This is a genomic window from Streptomyces sp. LMG1-1-1.1 (assembly GCF_040815545.1).
Taxonomy (GTDB): domain Bacteria; phylum Actinomycetota; class Actinomycetes; order Streptomycetales; family Streptomycetaceae; genus Streptomyces.
This window is the reverse complement of sequence record NZ_JBFPNH010000036.1, coordinates 40,153-59,413: the sequence shown is the minus strand read 5'-3', so window position 1 is coordinate 59,413 and position 19,261 is coordinate 40,153. Positions and strand designations below refer to the sequence as shown.

The following is a 19,261-nucleotide window of genomic DNA, read 5'->3' as shown; positions in this document are numbered from 1 at the left end:
GGCCGGGTGGCAGGATGGGGCGCATGGACATCATGCTCTTCCACTCGGCCTACGGGCTGACGCCTTCCGTCGGGGCGGCCGCCGAGCGGCTGCGGGCCGCCGGGCACCAGGTCTGGACGCCCGACCTCTACGACGGCCGGACGGTGGGGACCGTCGAGGAGGGCGTGGCGCTGCGGGACGAGATCGGCAAGGACGAGCTGTTGAAGCGGGCGGTCCTCGCCGCCGCCCCCTACTCCGAGCGGGGCCTGGTCTACATGGGCCTCTCCCTCGGGGCCTCGATCGCCCAGACGCTGGCGCTCGGCGACGAGAAGGCGCGCGGGCTGCTGCTGTTCCACGGCACCTCGGACCTCGCGGAGTCGGCGTCGGTGGACGAGCTGCCGGTGCAGCTGCACGTGGCCGAGCCCGACCCGTTCGAGACGGACGACTGGCTGTCCTCGTGGTACCTCCAGATGCGCAAGGCCGGGGCGGACGTGGAGATCTACCGCTACCGGGGCGCGGGGCACGTGTACACGGACCCGGAGCTGCCCGACTGGGACGAGGAGGCGGCCGAGCGGACCTGGTCGGTGGCGCTGGCCTTCCTGGAGAGCCTGTAGGGCCCGCGGACGGCAAAGGGGTGTGGCCCCCGGGGATGCTCCCCGGGGGCCACACCTTCGTCCGGACGGTGCGTCAGGCGCGGTACGCGGTCCAGGCGTCGTTCATCCGGGTCACCTGGCCCGCGGTGAACTGGTACATGCAGGAGTCGTACGTGTAGTCCATGAAGTTGTGGATCGGGTCCACACCCGCCTTGGAGGTGCAGGAGTCACGGCCGGTCGGGCACTCGTACGCCGGGCTCTTCTCGGCCGGGGTGTCGGCGACGTAGTCGCCGTTGCCCGTGCAGCCGCCCTGGAAGGTGTGGTAGAGGCCCATCCAGTGGCCGACCTCGTGGGTGGCGGTGTCACCCTCGTTGTAGTTGGCGGCCGAACCGCCCGGGAGCGACGTGTCGAGGACGACGACACCGTCCATGGACGGGCTGGAGTTGTACGAGGACGGGAAGGTCGCCCAGCCGAGGAGGCCGCCGCCCAGGTTGGCGGTGTAGAAGTTCAGCGCGCCGGCGCCGCCCTTGCGGAGGGTCTGCTTCATCTGCTTCTCGGCGGTGGAGCCGGAGGACAGGTTGTACCAGGTGGCGTTGTCCGTGTAGTCGGTACCGGCCAGGGTGAACTGGAAGTTGGTGTTCACGTTGCCGGTGCCCTGGCCCGCGTAGGCCGCGTTCAGGACGTTCATCTGGTTGGTGATCTGGGTGGCGGACAGCTTGCCCGTCGTGCCCGAGTGGATCACGTGGAAGTAGACGGGGATGCTCACCGCGGCGGCCGCGTCGGCGGCGGTGGCGCTGAGGCGACCCTCGGAGCGGGCCGAGGCCAGCTTCTTCTTCAGGTCGTCGTCCATCGCCTTGGCCTTGGCGGCGGTGACGTCGTTGGGCTCGGCGGCGTGGGTGTCGGCGCCGCGCGCCTTGCGGGCGCCGGAGAGGGTGGTGGTGCCGTCCGCGCACTCCTCGGCGGACGCGCCGGCCAGGGTGGTGGCGGCACCGGTCGCCACGGGGGCGGACAGCGGGGCCAGGGCCAGGGTTCCGGCCATGACGGCGGTGCCGAGCATCCGGCGCGACATACGCGGGGATATACGGACAAGAGCACGCACGGTGACTCCTCGTGGGGGGTGTTGGTGAGGAACTTCCTCGCCACGCCGGGGAGATTACGCGTCCATGTCAGCCACCGTTGAGGAGTGATCAAGCCCAATCATTCGGGGGGCAATTCGGGTCTTGGGGAAGAAATTCTTGCGCCGGTTCCGGAGTTTGAGACCTCGACGTAACAGGCGGAGTGACAGAGGCGGGTGGTGTGTCCGGATTCGATCTCCGAAACTCGCCACCCGCCGTAGCCGTGTGATCTCCCGTTAACAGAAGCGATCATGGCTGAAAATCGCCCCTGAGGGGTGTCTAGCGCACCGGCTGGTACACCCGCTCGACACGCTGCGTTCCGCTCAGCGTCCGGTACGAGCGTGCCCAGGCGGTCGTCGCCGCCGGGTCGCGCTTGTCGGAGACCGTGTAGTAGTCCATCTGCGAGCGCTCGGCGGTCACGTCGAGCACCCCGTAGCCGTGGTGGTCCATGTCCACCCACTTCACATGGCGGTTGGCGGCCTTGACCGCGCCGGCGGCCACCACCGAGAGCGTCCCCGGGGCGACGTGCAGCAGGTCGTCCAGGTTGTCCGAGGTGACCGAGGTGACCACGAACTCGGTCGCCGCCGAGGCCGACAGCGGGTACGTCGCCGCCTTGACCGGCACGTCGTTGGCCCAGGCCATGTGGATGTCGCCGGTGAGGAAGACCGTGTTCCGGATCGCCCGCGAGGTCAGGTGCGCGAGCAGCTCCTTGCGGTCGTCGGTGTAGCCGTCCCACTGGTCGACGTTGACCGCGAGCCCCTCCTCGGGCAGGCCCATCAGCTCGGCCAGCGGCTCCAGGAGGTACGCGGGCAGGGCGCCGAAGGCGACCGGCGAGATCATCACCGAGGTGCCGACCAGCTGCCAGGTCGCGTCCGATCCGGCCAGGCCGGCCTTCAGCCAGTCCAGCTGGGCGCGGCCGGTGATGCTCCGCTCCGGGTCGTCGACCGTGCCGCTGCCCGTCTTCGCCGGCGCGGAACGGAACGAGCGCAGGTCGAGCAGGTGCAGATCGGCCAGCCTGCCGAAGCGCAGCCGGCGGAAGACCGTGCCCTCCGTGGACGTCCGGACCGGCATCCACTCGAAGTACGCCTGCTTGGCGGCGGCCACCCGGGCCGCCCAGTCGCCCTCGGCGCCGGCGGTGTGGTTCTCGGCCCCGCCGGCCCAGGCGTCGTTGGCGAACTCGTGGTCGTCCCAGATGGCGACCACCGGGTGGGCCGCGTGCAGCGCCTGGAGGTCGGGGTCCGTCTTGTACTTCCCGTGCCGGGTCCGGTAGTCGGCGAGCGACACGATCTCGTGGCGCGGCTCGTGCTGCCGGACGACGTACTTCGCCTCCGGGTAGGCGCCGCTGGCGTACTCGTAGACGTAGTCGCCGAGATGGAGGATCGCGTCCAGGTCGGCGCGGCCGGCGAGGTGGCGGTAGGCGGAGAAGTGGCCTGCCTCCCAGTTCGCGCAGGAGACCACGCCGAAGCGGACGCCGGGTGCGGCGGCGTCGGCGGCAGGGGCCGTGCGGGTGCGGGCGGCGGGCGAGACGGCGTCGCCCGCGGTGAAGCGGAACCAGTAGGCGGTGGCCGGGCGCAGGCCGCGGACGTCCGCCTTGACGGTGTGGTCGGAGGAGGCGCTCGCCGTGGCCGTACCGGAGGCGACGACCCGGGCGAAGCCGCGGTCCTCGGCGAGTTCCCAGCCCACCCGGACGTCAGGGCCGAGGCCCGATCCGGGCACGGCCTCGGGGGAGGGGGTGACGCGCGTCCAGAGCAGGACGCCGTCGGGCAGCGGGTCACCGGAGGCGACGCCGTGCAGGAAGGCGGGTGCCCCGGAGTCCGCGAGGGCGGGAGAGGCCGCCCCGAGGAGGGCGGGTGCCGCGACGGCGGTGACGGCGGCGGCCTTGACGACCGCGCGACGTGTGGGGGCGGGAGATATGAAACGACTGGTCACGGCCAGTCAGATTACTGACGAGTACGCCCGTTGGGCAGGCGAAATCCGGAAGTTCGCCGACTCGTCGCCCCACGGACGCCCCCGCCCCCGCTCCCGGCCGGGGAGGCGGGGGCGGGGGCGGGGAGCGGGGCGGGGTGAGCGAGGGGCGTCAGGCCTTGAGGGCCGCCGCGATGGCCGTGTCGAACTCGGCCGGCGTCATCGGCGGGTTGTCGCTGCCCGCCGCCGTCACCGGCTTGCCGTCCATCTTCAGGGTCGGGGTGCCCGTCACCCCGCTCGCGTCGAAGGCCGCGGACATCTTCATCGCCCAGGCGTCGAAGGTGCCCTCCTCCACGTTCTTCTTGAAGGCGGCGTTGCCCTTGAGCGCCGGCACGGAGTCCGCCACCTCCAGGAGGTAGGAGTCCCTGGCGAACTTGTCGTCGTTCTCCTCCGGGTGGAAGTCCGTCGAGTAGAGCGCCGACTTGTACTTCAGGAAGGCCTCGGGGCTGACGTCCAGGGCCGCGCCGAGCGCGGACAGGGCGTTCTTGGAGCCCTCGCCCGGGGCGCCGTCGTCGATGAAGGTGGCACCGACGTACTTGATCTTGTACTTGCCGGCCTCGACGTCCTTCTCGACCGTGGAGCCCACCGACTGCTCGAAGGTCGCGCAGATCGGGCAGCGCGAGTCCTCGTACAGCTCCAGCGTCTTCTTCGCCGTCGACTTGCCGATGACGACCGTCGTGCCGTTCGCCCCCGAGGTGTTCTTCGGGGCCGTGACGGTCTTCGCGTCCGCCGCGGCCTCCCACTGGGACGGCTTGTTGGACTGCACCACCGCGTAGCCGATGCCGCCGGCCGCGGCCAGCACGGCCACGGCCGAGACGCCGACGACGAGCTGTCGGCGGGCCCGGTCCTTCTTCGCCTGGCGCTCGCGCTCGACGCGCAGGCGCTCGCGGGCGGCGGCCTTGTGGGACTGGCTGTTGCGTGCACTCATGATGATGATCTCCGTGAAGGGGGAAGGCAGGGGGAACCGCGGGACGCGCTCAGACGAGGGCGAGACCCGGGTTCGGCGGTCCCCGCCGCCCCACGGAGTGCACGAGGAACCGGGTACGGGACGGCCGCGGCCGCCCCACCGGCCGCCCGGCACGCCGGGGAGCCGGACCACCCGCACGGAAGAACGCCGCCACCAGGAGCAGCGGCCGGAACGCACTGGCCGCCACCGCGCCGACCAGCCGGGCCAGCGCGCGCTCCCCGCCGCGCAGCCAGCACGCCGCCGAGAACCCGACGCCCACGTGGGCCACGAGCAGCAGCCACGGCAGCGCCGGGTCGGGGGAGGACAGCAGGGCGGCGGCGCCCCCGCCCTCGGGGGTCGCCACGCCGGGCAGCGGGGTCCCCACGGCGCCGCCGCAGAACACCTCGACCCCCACCGCGCGCAGCGAACCGGCGACCGGGCCGCCGGCGGGGCCGTAACAGACCGCCTGACCGCTGGTGAAGAGGGTGTCGGCCGCCAGTTCCAGCGGGACGAGGAGCCCGGCGATCGGGCCGAGGCCGCGCTCGCGGCCGGCCAGCGCGTATGCCACGGCGAAGACGGCGACCGCCACGGGGACCACGGTCCCCAGCGGCAGCGGAACGCCCGAGAGCAGCACGTGGGACGCCACGGACAGCGTCACGACCAGGGTCGTGAAGAACGCCGCCCGCAGCGTCCTCAGCTGCGTCCCTGCCATGTCCATCGTCGTGGAGTGTGCCACGGGGGGCCGTAAGAGGTCCCTAAGGACTCCCTGTGGACGGCCCCGCCGATCCCTACAGGCCCGGGATCCGGCCGTTGCGGAAGAGGTCCACGAAGATCTGGTGGTCCGCCCGCGCCCGGGCGCCGTAGGAGTGCGCGAAGTCCACCAGGAGCTGGGCGAAGCCCTCCTCGTCGGCCGCGATGGCCGCGTCGATGGCCCGCTCCGTCGAGAACGGCACCAGCGAGTGGCCGCTGGAGTCGTCCGCCGCCGCGTGCATGGTCGCCGTCGCCCGGCCCAGGTCCGCGACGGTCGCCGCGATCTCCTCCCAGTCGTCGATGTCCGACCAGTCCAGGTCCACCGCGTACGGCGAGACCTCGGCGACGAGCTGCCCGGCGCCGTCCAGCTCCGTCCAGCCCAGCCACGGGTCCGCGTGCGCCTGCAGCGCCCGCTGCGAGATCACCGTGCGGTGGCCCTCGTGCCGGAAGTACTCCCGCACCGCCGCGTCCGTGACGTGCCGGGAGACCGCCGGGGTCTGGGCCTGCTTGAGGTAGATCACGACGTCGTTCTCCAGGGCGTCGCTGTTGCCCTCCAGCAGGACGTTGTACGAGGGGAGGCCGGCCGAACCGATGCCGATCCCGCGCCGCCCGACGACGTCCTTGACCCGGTACGAGTCGGGGCGGGCCAGGCTGGACTCCGGCAGCGTCTCCAGGTAGCCGTCGAAGGCCGCGAGGACCTTGTACCGGGTGGCCGCGTCCAGCTCGATCGTGCCGCCGCCCGCGGTGAAGCGGCGCTCGTACTCGCGGATCTCGGTCATCGAGTCGAGCAGCCCGAAGCGGGTCAGCGCCCGTGCCTCGCGCAGCGCGCCGAGCAGCGCCCCCTCGGCGGTCTCCAGGGTGAAGGCGGGGACCTCGTCGCCCTTGGCGCCGGTCGCGAGGGCGTGGACGCGCTCCCGGTACGCGGCCGCGTAGATCCGGACCAGCTCGGTGATCTGCCCGTCGCTGAGCGCCTTGGCGTAGCCGATCAGGGCGAGCGAGGCGGCGAGCCGCTTCAGGTCCCAGGTGAAGGGGCCGACGTACGCCTCGTCGAAGTCGTTGACGTTGAAGATCAGCCGGCCGTTGGCGTCCATGTACGTGCCGAAGTTCTCGGCGTGCAGGTCGCCGTGGATCCAGACCCGGCCGGTGCGCTCGTCCAGGTACGGGCCGCCGCGGGCCTCCCGCTCCAGGTCCGCGTAGAACAGGCAGGCCGTGCCCCGGTAGAAGGCGAAGGCGGAGCCGGCCATCTTCCGGAACTTGACGCGGAAGGCCGCCGGGTCGGCGGCGAGGAGCTCGCCGAAGGCGGTGTCGAAGACGGCGAGGATGTGCTCACCGCGCTCTGCCGCGGTGGGCTGGGGGACCGACATCGAGGTGCCTCCTGGTGCAAGACTGCGCATGACAAATGGGACAGGTGTTCCCGCTCTCCCAACGCCCGACGGTACCGGCGAGTGCCCGCGATCTGTCAGTCGGCCGACGTAGACTTCCACGCTGTCCCCCCAGAAATTCAGTCGGAGGCCTCCCCCGTGACCAAGCCGCCCTTCACGCACCTCCACGTCCACACCCAGTACTCGCTGCTGGACGGTGCCGCGCGGCTGAAGGACATGTTCAACGCGTGCAACGAGATGGGCATGACGCACATCGCGATGTCCGACCACGGCAACCTGCACGGGGCCTACGACTTCTTCCACTCGGCGAAGAAGGCCGGGGTCACGCCGATCATCGGCATCGAGGCGTACGTGGCCCCCGAGTCCCGGCGCAACAAGCGGAAGATCCAGTGGGGGCAGCCGCACCAGAAGCGGGACGACGTCTCCGGTTCCGGCGGCTACACCCACAAGACGATCTGGGCGGCGAACGCCACCGGACTCCACAACCTCTTCAAGCTGTCCTCCGACGCGTACGCCGAGGGCTGGCTGCAGAAGTGGCCCCGGATGGACAAGGAGACGATCTCCCAGTGGTCGGAGGGGCTCATCGCCTCCACCGGCTGCCCCTCCGGCGAGCTCCAGACCCGGCTCCGCCTCGGCCAGTTCGACGAGGCCCTCAAGTCGGCCTCCGAGTACCAGGACATCTTCGGCAAGGAGCGGTACTTCCTGGAGCTGATGGACCACGGCATCGAGATCGAGCGCCGGGTCCGCGACGGGCTCCTGGAGATCGGCAAGAAGCTCGGCATCCCGCCGCTGGTCACCAACGACTCGCACTACACGTACGCGCACGAGGCCGGCGCCCACGACGCCCTGCTCTGCATCCAGACCGGCAAGAACCTCTCCGACCCGGACCGCTTCAAGTTCGACGGCACCGGCTACTACCTGAAGTCCACGGACGAGATGTACGCCGTGGACTCCTCGGACGCCTGGCAGGAGGGCTGCCGCAACACCCTCCTGGTCGCGGAGCAGGTCAGCACCGACGGCATGTTCGTCGAGAAGAACCTGATGCCGAAGTTCGACATCCCGGAGGGCTACACCGAGGTCAGCTGGTTCCGCGAGGAGACCATGCGCGGCATGCACCGCCGCTTCCCCGGAGGCATCCCGGACGACCGCATGAAGCAGGTCGAGTACGAGATGGACACCATCATCTCGATGGGCTTCCCGGGCTACTTCCTCGTCGTCGCCGACTTCATCATGTGGGCGAAGAAGCAGGGCATCGCCGTCGGCCCCGGCCGAGGCTCCGCCGCCGGCTCGATCGTCGCGTACGCCATGGGCATCACCGACCTCGACCCGATCCCGCACGGACTGATCTTCGAGCGCTTCCTCAACCCCGAGCGCATCTCCATGCCCGACGTCGACATCGACTTCGACGAACGCCGGCGCGTCGAGGTCATCCGGTACGTGACCGAGAAGTACGGCTCGGACAAGGTCGCCATGATCGGCACCTACGGCAAGATCAAGGCCAAGAACGCCATCAAGGACTCCGCGCGCGTCCTCGGCTACCCGTACGCCATGGGCGACCGGCTCACCAAGGCCATGCCCGCCGACGTCCTCGGCAAGGGCATCGACCTCAACGGCATCACCGACCCCTCGCACCCGCGCTACAGCGAGGCGGGCGAGATCCGGGCGATGTACGAGAACGAGCCGGACGTGAAGAAGGTCATCGACACCGCCCGGGGCGTCGAGGGCCTGGTCCGCCAGATGGGCGTGCACGCCGCCGGCGTCATCATGTCCAGCGAGCCGATCGTCGACCACGCCCCGATCTGGGTGCGGCACACCGACGGCGTCACCATCACGCAGTGGGACTACCCGCAGTGCGAGTCGCTCGGCCTGCTGAAGATGGACTTCCTCGGCCTGCGCAACCTCACGATCATGGACGACGCCGTCAAGATGGTGAAGTCCAACAAGGGGATCGACATCGATCTCCTGGCCCTGCCGCTGGACGACGCGAAGACCTTCGAACTGCTCCAGCGCGGTGACACCCTCGGCGTCTTCCAGTTCGACGGCGGACCCATGCGGTCCCTGCTGCGGCTGATGAAGCCCGACAACTTCGAAGACATCTCCGCCGTGTCCGCCCTGTACCGGCCGGGCCCGATGGGCATGAACTCGCACACGAACTACGCCCTGCGCAAGAACGCGCAGCAGGAGATCACCCCGATCCACCCCGAGCTGGAGAAGCCGCTCGAAGAGGTGCTCGCGGTCACCTACGGCCTGATCGTGTACCAGGAGCAGGTGCAGAAGGCCGCCCAGATCATCGCCGGGTACTCCCTCGGCGAGGCCGACATCCTCCGCCGCGTGATGGGCAAGAAGAAGCCCGAGGAACTGGCGAAGAACTTCACCATCTTCCAGGCCGGCGCCAAGAAGAACGGCTACAGCGACGAGGCCATCCAGGCCCTCTGGGACGTCCTGGTCCCCTTCGCCGGCTACGCCTTCAACAAGGCGCACTCGGCCGCGTACGGCCTGGTCTCCTACTGGACCGCCTACCTCAAGGCCAACCACCCGGCCGAGTACATGGCCGGCCTGCTCACCTCGGTCAAGGACGACAAGGACAAGTCCGCCGTCTACCTGAACGAGTGCCGCCGCATGGGCATCAAGGTGCTCCCGCCGAACGTGAACGAGTCCGAGTCGAACTTCGCCGCCCAGGGCGACGACGTGATCCTCTTCGGCCTCTCCGCCGTCCGCAACGTCGGCACCAACGTCGTCGAGTCGATCATCAAGTCGCGCAAGGCGAAGGGGAAGTACTCCTCCTTCCCCGACTTCCTCGACAAGGTCGAGGCCGTCGTCTGCAACAAGCGGACGGTCGAGTCGCTGATCAAGGCCGGCGCCTTCGACGAGATGGGCCACACCCGCAAGGGCCTGGTCGCCCACCACGAACCCATGATCGACAACGTGGTGGCGGTCAAGCGCAAGGAGGCCGAGGGACAGTTCGACCTCTTCGGCGGGATGGGTGACGAGGCGAGCGACGAGCCCGGCTTCGGCCTCGACGTCGAGTTCTCCGACGTCGAGTGGGAGAAGTCGTACCTGCTCGCCCAGGAGCGCGAGATGCTCGGCCTCTACGTCTCCGACCACCCGCTGTTCGGCATCGAGCACGTCCTGTCCGACAAGACGGACGCGGCGATCTCCCAGCTCACCGGCGGCGAGCACGGAGACGGCGCGGTCGTCACCATCGGCGGCATCATCTCCGGCCTCCAGCGCAAGATGACCAAGCAGGGCAACGCCTGGGCCATCGCCACCGTCGAGGACCTCGCCGGCTCCATCGAGTGCATGTTCTTCCCGGCCACCTACCAGCTGGTGTCCACCCAGCTCGTCGAGGACACGGTCGTCTTCGTCAAGGGACGGCTCGACAAGCGCGAGGACATCCCCCGCCTCGTCGCCATGGAGCTGATGGTCCCCGACCTGTCGAACGCCGGGACCAACGCACCGGTGATCCTCACCATCCCGACGGTGAAGGTGACCCCGCCGATGGTCACCCGGCTCGGCGAGATCCTCAAGCACCACAAGGGCAACACCGAGGTGCGGATCAAGCTCCAGGGCCCCCGCACCACGACCGTGCTCCGGCTCGACCGGCACCGGGTGCAGGCCGACCCGGCCCTCTTCGGCGACCTGAAGGTGCTGCTCGGCCCGTCCTGCCTGGCGGGCTGACCTCCGCGACAACCCCGCTCCGGCCTCCGCACACGCGCAAGGGGCGCGCCCGTCGTCACGGGCGCGCCCCTTTGCCGTGGAGGCGTCAGTTGTGGCCGAAGCGCTTCTGACGACCCTTCCGCGCCATGTCACCCGGTGTGACCTGGGTGGCGCGCTGTTCGGCCTGGGATTCGAGGGCGGACTGCTGCGCCTGCTGGGCGCCGCGCTCGGCCGGGGACTGCTGCTTCTGACCGCGGGTCTGGTTGCGGTTCTTGGCCATGGGAATGCCTCCTCAAAGGGACCTAGGGGCCAGGGCCGCTGTCAGACTCACATACGGTACGAAGCGCCGCATGTTGGATCATTACGGAGCGTAGGGGGCGAGCTGGCGTGATATTCGCCACGCCGATGATCCAGTTCCGGCCGTCAAGCCCCCGACAGTCGGGCAGACTCGAAGGAAACCCGAAGCACCCTTTCGAATCCGAGGCTCCCGAAAGAGGGTGGAACACGTGGACCGCTGCGTCGTCCTGGTGGACGCCGGCTACCTCCTGGGCGCCGCCGCCAGTCTTCTCGCCGGGGAACCGGCCCGCTCCCGGATCACCGTCGACCACGCCGGCCTCATCCGGCAGCTGCGCGAGCGGGCCGAGGCCGAGACCGCCCTGCCCCTGCTGCGGATCTACTGGTTCGACGGCGCACCCGACCGGGTGCCCCAGCCCGAGCACCGCAGACTGCGCGTGATGCCCCGCGTCACCGTCCGGCTGGGCGCCCTGACCAGGAGCGAGGGGCGCTGGGCGCAGAAGGGCGTCGACGCGGCCATGCACACCGAGCTGACCGAGCTCGCCAGGAACCGGGCCTGCTCCGACATCGTGCTCGTCACCGGCGACGGCGACCTGCTGCCGGGCCTCATGTCGGCCAAGGAGCACGGCGTCGCCGTCCACCTCTGGGCCGTCCAGGCCGCCGACGGCGACTACAACCAGTCCGAGGACCTCGTGGCCGAGGCCGACGAACGGCGGGTCCTCGACCGGACCTGGATCACCCGCGCCGTCCGCGCCAAGGACCTCAGCGGCCTCTGCGCGCCCCCGCCCGCCCCGCGCCCCGAGATCGCGGCGATCCTCTCCGCGCCGCTGCCCGAGGCCGCCCTCGCCGCCTCGGCCGAACGGGCGGCGGAGGCCGCGGCCGCGCGCAACGGCAGCCCCGCCCCCGCAGGGGACCCCTCCGTCCCCGCCGACCGCGGCCACGGCGCCGACGGCCTCGTCCACCGCAACGGCCACGTCCGCGACGACGACCGCGCCCACGGCAACGGCCACCTCCCCGACAACGGCCACCTGAGGGACGACGCCCACCTCCGCGAGGACGGCCACCTGCGGGACGACGGCCACCTGAACGGCGCCCACCTGAACGGCACGGGGCTCCCCGCCCCGGCCCAGGGCAAGGGCGTCCCCACCCCCAAGGACCTGGCCGGCCTGCGCGGCCCCGGCACCACGTCCCTCCCCGGCCCGTCCGTCGCCGCCGGGCCGCAGGGCACCAGCGCGCTCCGCTGGTCCTCCGACCGGGGCTGGGTCGAGCGCCCCGCGCCCTCCCTCGGCGAGCCGGCCGAGACCGCCTCCCTGCCCACCCTCGCCGCGCTCACCAGTGCCGAGCAGCGCTGGGCCGACCGCGAGGAGGACATCACCACCGTCGGCGGTGACCCGTTCGAGGTCGGGCAGGTCTTCGCCCGCCGTTGGATGGAACGGCTTCCCGAGCAGAGCCACGTACAGAAGCTGTCCACCCTCTACCCCCGCATCCCGCACCGCATCGACGGCGAACTCCTCCGATACGCCGCCCGATTCGGCCTGCTCGCCCACAAGGACGACCAGATCGACGAGCACGACCGGTACGCGATCCGGGCCGGGTTCTGGCGCGAGATCGACGTCCGGGCCGCCGCCGAACACGCCCCCGCGCCCGGACCGGGCCCGGCGACCCCGTAGGCTCTTCCCCCGTGAGTACGGTGTGCGTGGTGCGGGATCTGGTCAAGACGTACCCCGCCACGCGCGGCAGGCGCGGTGCGCCCGCGACACCCGAGGTGCGGGCCACCGACGGGATCAGCCTCGACGTGCGCGGCGGCGAGATCTTCGGCCTGCTCGGCCCCAACGGAGCCGGCAAGTCCAGCCTCGTCCGCCAGCTCACCGGACTCATGCGCCCCGACTCCGGCACCGTCGAGCTCCTCGGCCACGACCTGGTCCGCCACCCCGAGCGGGCGGCCCGGCTCCTCGCCTACCTCGGCCAGGAGTCCACCGCCCTCGACGAGCTGACCGTCGCCCTCGCCGCCGAGACCACCGGACGGCTGCGCGGCCTCACCGCACACGACGCGCGCGCCGAGCGCGACGCCGTCCTGGAGGAGCTGGGCCTCACCCCGCTCGCCTCCCGGCCCCTCAAGAAGCTGTCCGGCGGACAGCGGCGGCTCGCCTGCGTCGCCGCCGCCCTCGTCGGCGGACGGCCCGTCCTCGTCCTCGACGAACCCACCACCGGCATGGACCCCGTCGCCCGCCGGGCCGTCTGGGCCGCCGTCGACCGGCGCCGCGCCGAGCACGGCACCACCGTGGTGCTCGTCACCCACAACGTCATCGAGGCCGAGACCGTCCTCGACCGGGTCGCCGTCCTCGACCACGGCCGGGTCATCGCCTGCGACACCCCCACCGGGCTCAAGGAACGCGTCGCCGGCGAGGTCCGCGTCGAACTCGTCTGGCGCGACGCCGCCCCGCTCCACCTGCCCGAGGTCGCCGCCCTGCGGGAACTCGCCCAGGAGACCGGACGGCGCTGGAGCCTCCGGCTCGCCCCCGACGCCGCCCGCGCGGCCGTCGCCACCGTCACCGGCGGCGCCGCCTTCGCCGCGCTCGACGACTTCACCCTCGCCACGCCCAGCCTGGAGGACGTGTACCTCGCACTGGGCGGGGCGACCGAGGGGCTGGTGAAGGCGTGACCCGCCGTGCCCCCCGCGCCCCGCGCGGCCCTCATGAACCGCACGTCACCGTCAGGAGCTGCCCGCAGTGAGCACCGTGCCCGCGGAGGTCCTGCCGACCGCCGCGCCGACCCCCCGGTCCCGCGGCGCCGAGGACGGCCCCGCACCCCTCGCCCCGCGCGCCCGGCTGCTGCCCGCCCTGGCCGCCGTCTACCGGGCGCAGCTCTCCCGGGCCCGGGTCGCCCGCATCCCGCTGCTCTTCGTGGCCACCTTCCAGTCGATCGGCATCATGGTCATGATGCGCGGGGTCGTCGACGGCGGCACCGAGGCGCGCGCCGTCGTGGCGGGCTCCACCGTCCTGGTCGTCGCCTTCGTCGCGCTCAACCTGCTCGCCCAGTACTTCGGGCAGCTGCGGGCCGGCGGCGGCCTCGACCACTACGCCACGCTGCCCGTGCCGCCCGCCGCGGTCGTGCTCGGCGCGGCCGGGGCGTACGCCTCCTTCACCGTGCCGGGGACGGCCGTCACCGCCGTCGCAGGCTCCGTGCTGTTCGGCCTTCCGCTCGGCCACCTGTGGATCCTCGCCGCCGTCGTCCCGCTCTCCGGCGCCGCGCTCGCCGGACTCGGCGCGGCCCTCGGACTCCTCGCGCCCCGGCCGGAGCTGGCCACCCTCCTCGGCCAGCTCGGCATGTCGGCGGCGCTGCTCCTCGGCGTACTCCCGGCGGAGGGGATGCCCGCACCGGTCGCGTGGGCGCGGGACCTGCTGCCGTCCACGTACGGCGTGGAGGCCCTGGCCCACACCTTCGACCCGCACCCGGACTGGGCGCTCGTCGCCGGCGACCTCGCCGTGTGCGGGGCGGTCGGCGTCCTCTCCCTCGCCGTCGCCACCTGGGCGTACCGGCGGGCCGCCGTCCGCTGAGGCGGGCCACAGGCGCACCTGGCACGATGGCGGGGTGACCGCACCCCTGACTCCGCCCCACCAGCCGCCGCACGACCCCGACTGGCCCCCGTCGCCCCCGCCGGCCGACGGGCCGGCCGGCGACCCGATCACGGGCGCCGAGGTGCTGCAGGGCGTCCTGGTGACCCTCGTCTCGGCGGTCGCGGGCGCGGTGCTCGGAGTCCTGTGGCTGACCCTGGCCCCCCGCGTCCAGCTGATTTCGGACGGCAAGGGGGTCTACCTCCGCGACTCCGAGGGCGAGTCGGCGATCGGCTCGGACGGCACGTTCGTGCTCCTCGCCCTGGCCTTCGGCGCGGTCGCCGCGCTCGTGGTCTTCCTGCTGCGCCGCAAGGGCGGGGTCCCGCTGGTGCTCGGCCTGGCCCTGGGCGGCGTCCTCGGCTCGCTCCTCGCATGGGGCCTCGGCACGTCCTTCGGCCCGACGGACGACGTCGTCGGCCACGCCAAGGCGGTCGGCCCCAACGTCGTCTTCGAGGCGCCGCTCGAACTGAACATGGCCGCGGCCGCGATGCTGGCCTGGCCGCTCGCGGCGATGATCGTGCACCTCGCCCTCACGGCCGCGTTCGGCCCCCGCGACCCCGAGCCGGAGGCGTGGGACCAGCCGAAGCCGTACCGGCAGGGCCCGAGCGCCGGCTGACGGCACCGGCCTCGGGGACGGCCGCGCCGGACGTCAGGCGCGGCCGATCGGGGCGACGACCGCCGAGGTGAGGGCCGCCAGGTCGGCGGGGGAGAGCTCCACCTCGAGACCGCGGCGGCCCGCCGAGATGCAGACGGTCGCGTGGTCCGAGGCCGAGGCGTCGAGGACGGTACGCAGACGCCTGCGCTGGCCCAGCGGGGAGATCCCGCCCCGGACGTACCCCGTGGTGCGCTCCGCGGCCGCCGGGTCCGCCATCGCCGCGCGCTTGCCGCCGACCGCCGAGGCCAGCGCCTTCAGGTCCAGCTGCCCCGCCACCGGGACCACCGCCACGGTCAGTTCGCCGTCCACGTCGGCCACCAGCGTCTTGAAGACCCGGTCGGGGGAGACCCCGAGGGCCTCCGCCGCCTCCTCGCCGTAGGAGGGGGAGGCCGGGTCGTGCTCGTACGCGTGCAGGGTGAAGGGGGTGCCGGCCGCGGTCAGCGCCACCGTCGCCGGGGTGCCCCCGCCGTTCTTCTTCTGCTTCTTCGCCACGCGCTCTTCCTCGGCTCGGTCCGTCCCGCGGGGGTCCGGCTCAGTTCGGGTACGTCGGGCCCTGCGTCAGGTCCACCGCCGGCAGCGACGGCAGATGGCGGAGCACGGCCGTCTCCGCGCGCAGCAGCGTCAGCTCCTCGCGCAGCCGCGTCGCCGTGTCCGGTGCCTGGAGCAGCCGCTGCTTCGACGGGGTGTCGAGCACCGCCGCCGCAGCGACCAGGTAGGACACCACCGACGGGTCGTCGGGCAGCTCACTCGTCGTCAGCGAGCGCTCCCGCGCCCCCGCGAGCCGCTTCTGATAGCTGCGGAAGGCCCGCAGGACGCCCTCGGAGAGGGTGCCGGCCTCCTCGCCGCGCTCCTCCGGGATCTCCTCGACCTCGGCGACGAGGAACGGTCCGCTCGCGTCGACCGAGAGCAGCTTCACCCGGGTCGTGCCGGTGGCCATCACCTCGAAGCTGCCGTTGGCGCGTTCGCGGATCGAGGCCGCGTCGGCGATGCAGCCGACCCGGTGGAAGGACTGGATCGGGTCGGAGCCGAAGCCCGCGCCGGGGCCCTTCTCCGGCAGCGACGTCTGGTCCGGCATGCCCGGGGCGGTCGGCGCGACCTCGCGGCCGTCGCGGATGGCGACGACCGCGAACCGGCGCGGCTCCGACTCGTCGATCGTGAGCAGCTCGCGCATCATGGCGCGATAACGCTCCTCGAAGACGTTCAGCGGCAGCACGAGGCCCGGGAACAGCACCGCGTTGAGCGGGAAGAGAGGCAGGCGAGCGGTGGTCACAGCGGCCAAGCCTAATGGCCGCCGGGCCCGCCCCGTCCGGCCCGTCCGTCTCCGGTGTCCCAGAGGGGTGTCCGACGGGCCACCTCGGCCCGTACGAGGTCCCTCGCGGCCAGGAATCCGAGGAGGGGGTCCCCCCTGTTCGAACGAAGCCGAGAGCCTGGGGAAGGGTCCTCCGGTACGGAGCCCCGCGCGGCCCTCCAGGGAAACGAGGTCGCGTACGGGCCGATCCGGCCGAACTCCTCCCGCGCCTCCCGCCACCGCGCCTGCTCCACCAGTACGTACGCGAGCAGGTTGCGGACCTCGGCCGGCCACGGGTCGCCCGCGGGGAAGGCCGCCGACAGGGTCAGGGCGCGGTCCGCGGCCCGGTCGATCCGCGCCGCGGGCACCGACCCGTCGTCCGCGGGCCCCACCCGCAGCCGGTCGTAGGCCGCGCGGACCGGCAGCGCACGGACGAGCGAGTCCTCCACGGCGTCGTCCGCGGCCTGTTCGGCGAAGTCGAAGGCGGCGCGGTGGGAGCCGTACCACTGCGCGGAGAGGTACTTGAGCGCCGCGACGTGGCAGCCGTAGTGGTGGGGGGAGCGGCGCACGGCCTGCGCCCAGAGCGACTCGAAGACGGTGTGCCCGGCGTGCGCCCCGCGCGCGTGGTCCAGGGCGAGGCGCCACGGCACCGGGTCCCGCGGCGCCTGCTCCGCGACCGCGCTGATCAGCGGGGCGAGGTCGCGCAGCCGCTCGGCCCGGGCCGGCGACTCCCAGGCCCTGCGGACCGCGAGCTGCGCCGTGACGAGGAGGGCGTCGGGGTCGCGGGGCGCGGCGTCGAGCCAGTGCGTCAGCCACTCCTCCCTGTTGTACGCGAAGGTGGCGAGCCGGGTGACGTACCGGTCGCGGTCCTCCCACTCGCCGCCGTCCCGGGTGGTGGCGAGCAGCTTCGCCGCCGGTTCCGGATCGGCGAGGGCGGCGGCGACGAGGGCGGGGGCGAGCCGCTCGTCCGGGGCGTCGAGCAGCACGTCGTCGTCCGGCACGAACCCCGCGGCGAGCCGCGGTGCGTGCCGGGCCGAGCGGACGGCGCCGACCAGGGCGCGGAGCAAGGACATCGTGCGACGTATTTTCCCACCGCGCCGGGGTCCCGCGCGCCCGCCTGCCCAGCCCTTTCACCCTCATTCCACCGGGCCCACACCACGGCTCCCGAGCCCCTCCACCGGGCCGCCCGGCCGACCGCCCGTCACCCGGCCGCCCGGCCGCCCGACCGCACCCCGCCCGTCGCCCCGCCCGGTCGGCCGTGCGACCGGCCCGCTCCGTCAGCCGCGCCGCAGCAGCCGGGTGGCGCCCGCCGCCACCGTCGTGGCCAGGATCCAGCCGAGGAGGATGAGCACGGCGGCGGCCCACTGCCAGAGGCCCTCCAGGCGCCAGTAGCCGTCCTGGCCGAGGTTGATCACCGGGAGCAGGAGGTCGAGCGCGTACAGCGGTCCGTTCCACTCGGGCGCCTCGTCGCCCTTCAGGGCGATCGGGCGGTAGTGGGAGAAGGCGAGGGTGCCCGCCCCCCAGAGCACCGCCATCCACAGGGCGGCCCGGCCCGGCCGGTAGCCGTACGCCACCGTCCAGTCCTGGAGGTACCCCCACAGCTTTCCCGCCAGGGGGAGCGTCTCGCGTCTTCGGCGCTGCTTGGCGAGCAGCACCTCGCGGGCGTCGGCGTCCTCCCCGCTGTTGCGCAGCACCGTCGCGAGCCGCTCGTACGGCTCGGGGGCGTACTCCGGGGTCGCCGCCGCGACCCACTCCAGGCGCCGGGCCAGCGGGAACGGCCCGTACGGCACGAGGTTCTCGTAGGCGAAGCCGCCCATCGCGAGCCCGCCGGGGCCCGGCCAGCTGGTCGACAGGTCGATCAGCGTGACGACCTTGGCGCCGTTCAGCACGACCCGCCCCTCCTCGGGCCGCTCGCCGTTGAACCGCAGCTCCGGGGTGACGATCCGGCGCAGCGACACCTCCTCCCGGCGCGCGCCGTTCAGCACGAACCGGGCCTGGTGCAGATCGACCGCGTCACCGAACCGGCCGTCGTCGAGCCGCACCCCGCCGTGGCACTCCACCGGCTTGCGCCGGGCGCCCTGGGCGGGCGACACCCCGTATGGCGGGGTGGCCGTGGAGTAGGTGGAGGCGTAGCTCCCCGAGTCGTCGTACACCCACGCCGCGTTCAGATAGAGCGAGCGCTCCACCGTCAGCTGCGGGGCGTTCAGGGCGCGGCGGCCCTGCGCCCCGCGCAGCACGCTGCCGCGCAGGCTGAGCGACACCCCGACGTTCGCCCCGCGCAGGCTCAGCTCGCCGTGCGTCTCGATCAGCTCGGCCTGGACGTCCTGCGCCACCACCATGCCGTCCGCCGTGATCGCCCGCCCCCGCCGGTCCGGCCACACCTGGATCTGGTTGATCAGCAGGTCCGTGCCGATCTGGGCGTCCGTCAGGCGTATGCCGTGCCGCACCCGGCAGCGCGGCAGGTGCAGGTCGCCCTCCGTGTGGAGGCGGGCCGCCTCCAGGCGCGGCAGCGAGCACTCCACCATCCGCAGCGTCCCGAAGCGCGCCTCGGGCAGCACCACCTCTCCGTCGAAACGGCAGCCGTGCAGCTCCACGTACGGCCCTATCGTCCCGCCCGCCAGGTTCAGCACGCCGGTGATCCGCACCCCGCGCAGCTTCAGCGCGGCCACCCGCCCGGACCGGGCCGGCGGCCCGGCGAGCAGCAGCAGCGCCACCACGTCGGCGCGGACGCTCCGCTCCTCACCCCACTCCCACTCCCGCTCCCTGAACGGGTCGTCCCGCTCCGCGATCCCCTCCGTGAGATCGCACGTCCTGCCGATCCGGAACGCCCGCCACACGGCCCGTTCCGGGCCCGTGAGGCCGTCCGGCATCCCGTCCTCGTGCGGCTCGGTCACTGCCGCCCCCTCGCTTTCCACGATCCGCTCCCACGACTCCGCCGACTCCGCCATGGGGGGATTCGTGGATTCGTACAGCCGTTCTTCCCGCTGTGTGACGGGCTGAACGCTAACGGTCAGGTGTGGCGA

Annotated in this window: 16 protein-coding genes; 6 read left to right on the top strand and 10 right to left on the bottom strand. The window is 72.5% G+C overall.

All coding sequences use genetic code 11. From position 1 onward, the window contains the following. Nucleotides 1-23: 23 nt before the first annotated feature. A complete protein-coding gene (locus MRBLMG1_RS21630) occupies nucleotides 24-593 on the top strand; it encodes a dienelactone hydrolase family protein (protein ID WP_367825742.1) in 570 nt (189 codons plus the stop codon). 73 nt (nucleotides 594-666) lie between these two features. Here the strand turns inward: MRBLMG1_RS21630 and MRBLMG1_RS21625 are convergent, their stop codons facing one another. The 5 genes from MRBLMG1_RS21625 to MRBLMG1_RS21605 form a co-directional block, all read right to left on the bottom strand. Continuing rightward, on the bottom strand, nucleotides 667-1,641 hold the full coding sequence (locus MRBLMG1_RS21625; protein WP_367825741.1) for a zinc metalloprotease: 975 nt from the start codon (nucleotides 1,639-1,641) through the stop codon (nucleotides 667-669). Nucleotides 1,642-1,966: 325 nt separating this feature from the next. Further along, nucleotides 1,967-3,616: an alkaline phosphatase D family protein gene (locus tag MRBLMG1_RS21620; RefSeq protein ID WP_367825740.1), complete on the bottom strand. Its 1,650-nt coding sequence runs from the start codon at nucleotides 3,614-3,616 to the stop codon at nucleotides 1,967-1,969. 148 nt (nucleotides 3,617-3,764) lie between these two features. Next, nucleotides 3,765-4,580, bottom strand: a complete 816-nt coding sequence (locus MRBLMG1_RS21615) for a DsbA family protein (RefSeq protein WP_367825739.1) — start codon at nucleotides 4,578-4,580, stop codon at nucleotides 3,765-3,767. Nucleotides 4,581-4,629: 49 nt separating this feature from the next. Then, nucleotides 4,630-5,316 (bottom strand): hypothetical protein, encoded by a 687-nt coding sequence (locus MRBLMG1_RS21610; RefSeq protein WP_367825738.1) that lies wholly within the window; start codon nucleotides 5,314-5,316, stop codon nucleotides 4,630-4,632. 70 nt (nucleotides 5,317-5,386) lie between these two features. Next, nucleotides 5,387-6,712 carry a DUF2252 domain-containing protein gene (locus tag MRBLMG1_RS21605; RefSeq protein ID WP_367825737.1) on the bottom strand — a complete coding sequence of 442 codons (1,326 nt, stop codon included), beginning with the start codon at nucleotides 6,710-6,712 and terminating at the stop codon, nucleotides 5,387-5,389. A gap of 156 nt (nucleotides 6,713-6,868) precedes the next feature. On the opposite strand from MRBLMG1_RS21605, the gene dnaE reads away from it, so the two are divergent. Continuing rightward, nucleotides 6,869-10,408, top strand: coding sequence for a DNA polymerase III subunit alpha (gene dnaE / locus MRBLMG1_RS21600; RefSeq protein ID WP_367825736.1), 3,540 nt, complete (start codon nucleotides 6,869-6,871; stop codon nucleotides 10,406-10,408). Between the two features lie 85 nt (nucleotides 10,409-10,493). On the opposite strand, the gene MRBLMG1_RS21595 is transcribed toward dnaE, so the two are convergent. After that, nucleotides 10,494-10,667 carry a hypothetical protein gene (locus tag MRBLMG1_RS21595; protein WP_367825735.1) on the bottom strand — a complete coding sequence of 58 codons (174 nt, stop codon included), beginning with the start codon at nucleotides 10,665-10,667 and terminating at the stop codon, nucleotides 10,494-10,496. 226 nt (nucleotides 10,668-10,893) lie between these two features. Here MRBLMG1_RS21595 and MRBLMG1_RS21590 point away from each other — a divergent pair, with 226 nt between their 5' ends. From MRBLMG1_RS21590 to MRBLMG1_RS21575, 4 genes are all read left to right on the top strand, one after another. Continuing rightward, nucleotides 10,894-12,351, top strand: coding sequence for an NYN domain-containing protein (locus MRBLMG1_RS21590; protein ID WP_367825734.1), 1,458 nt, complete (start codon nucleotides 10,894-10,896; stop codon nucleotides 12,349-12,351). Between the two features lie 20 nt (nucleotides 12,352-12,371). Then, nucleotides 12,372-13,343, top strand: coding sequence for an ABC transporter ATP-binding protein (locus MRBLMG1_RS21585; RefSeq protein ID WP_367825769.1), 972 nt, complete (start codon nucleotides 12,372-12,374; stop codon nucleotides 13,341-13,343). A gap of 67 nt (nucleotides 13,344-13,410) precedes the next feature. Then, the gene (locus MRBLMG1_RS21580) at nucleotides 13,411-14,238 is read left to right on the top strand and encodes an ABC transporter permease (RefSeq protein ID WP_414721622.1); all 828 of its coding nucleotides are present in this window, start codon (nucleotides 13,411-13,413) and stop codon (nucleotides 14,236-14,238) included. A gap of 34 nt (nucleotides 14,239-14,272) precedes the next feature. Further along, complete coding sequence (locus MRBLMG1_RS21575; RefSeq protein WP_367825733.1) at nucleotides 14,273-14,911, top strand: DUF2567 domain-containing protein; 639 nt, start codon at nucleotides 14,273-14,275, stop codon at nucleotides 14,909-14,911. 33 nt (nucleotides 14,912-14,944) lie between these two features. Here MRBLMG1_RS21575 and ybaK read toward each other — a convergent pair whose 3' ends face one another. From ybaK to MRBLMG1_RS21555, 4 genes are all read right to left on the bottom strand, one after another. After that, nucleotides 14,945-15,442 (bottom strand): Cys-tRNA(Pro) deacylase, encoded by a 498-nt coding sequence (gene ybaK / locus MRBLMG1_RS21570; RefSeq protein WP_367825732.1) that lies wholly within the window; start codon nucleotides 15,440-15,442, stop codon nucleotides 14,945-14,947. A 40-nt stretch (nucleotides 15,443-15,482) separates the two neighbouring features. After that, entirely contained in the window at nucleotides 15,483-16,220 is a 738-nt protein-coding gene (locus tag MRBLMG1_RS21565) for an LON peptidase substrate-binding domain-containing protein (protein WP_367825731.1), read from the bottom strand. 11 nt (nucleotides 16,221-16,231) lie between these two features. Continuing rightward, nucleotides 16,232-17,311: a hypothetical protein gene (locus MRBLMG1_RS21560; protein WP_367825730.1), complete on the bottom strand. Its 1,080-nt coding sequence runs from the start codon at nucleotides 17,309-17,311 to the stop codon at nucleotides 16,232-16,234. Between the two features lie 204 nt (nucleotides 17,312-17,515). After that, nucleotides 17,516-19,132: an oxidoreductase gene (locus tag MRBLMG1_RS21555; RefSeq protein WP_367825767.1), complete on the bottom strand. Its 1,617-nt coding sequence runs from the start codon at nucleotides 19,130-19,132 to the stop codon at nucleotides 17,516-17,518. Nucleotides 19,133-19,261: the final 129 nt, after the last annotated feature.